This is a genomic window from Streptomyces cahuitamycinicus (assembly GCF_002891435.1).
In the GTDB taxonomy this organism is placed as follows: Bacteria; Actinomycetota; Actinomycetes; order Streptomycetales; family Streptomycetaceae; genus Streptomyces; species Streptomyces cahuitamycinicus.
In genome coordinates this window covers 1-704 of the sequence record NZ_POUC01000924.1, presented here as the reverse complement: position 1 = coordinate 704, position 704 = coordinate 1, and the positions used below count along the sequence as shown (strand labels likewise).

Here is a 704-nt window from a genome sequence, read left to right as displayed (position 1 = left end):
GCCCGCCCACGGCCGGCAGGGCCAGCGACCACGGGTCGGTCCGCAGCACGGCATCCGGTGGCGAGACGCCGGACGTGTCCGCCAGGGCGAGCCGGTCCAGGTCGATGCCGGGGGCGAGCAGCACCACCGTCGCCCAGCCGACGGCCATGCCCCCGCCGGCGGCGAGCAGCGTCTGGGGCAGAGCCTCAAGGCCGAGCACGTGCCGCCCCTGGCGGGTCGTCATACCGAGCGTGCGCAGCCGGGCCAGCAGCGCGGCCCGCTCCGGCGCGGACCGCAGCAGACCGAGGACCAGCGCGAGTACGGCATAGCCCGCGCCCGCGGCGACCGCCCAGACGTAGATCCGTCCGGCACCGGCCTGCAACGGCGCGTCGGACAGCGCCGCGCGTGCCTCGTTCCGCAACGACACGGAGAGACCGGAACCGGCGCCCCGCACGGCCGCCCGCAGCGCCTTCGGGTCGAGCCCGGCACCGGCCACCAGCAGCGTCGAAGGACCGGCCGAGCCCTTCAGCCCCGCCGCGTCGACCAGAAGGAACTCGCCCTCGGGGACGGCCGGGGTGCGGGAGCGCACCGCGGTGATCCGCACCGTGACGGGTCCGGCGTCGGTGACGATCCGGCGTTCCGCCCGCCCCAGCCGCCCGGCGACCTTCGGGGAGGCGACCGCGTCCAGTACCCCGTCCCGTATCCGCAGCCGGTCGGCCGCGAAG

The 704-nt window shown here is 77.1% G+C and carries 1 pseudogene; it reads right to left on the bottom strand.

Features of this window, described 5'->3' with window-relative positions:
• Window positions 1-704, bottom strand: a pseudogene (locus tag C1J00_RS43915) (ABC transporter permease); the annotation flags it as partial.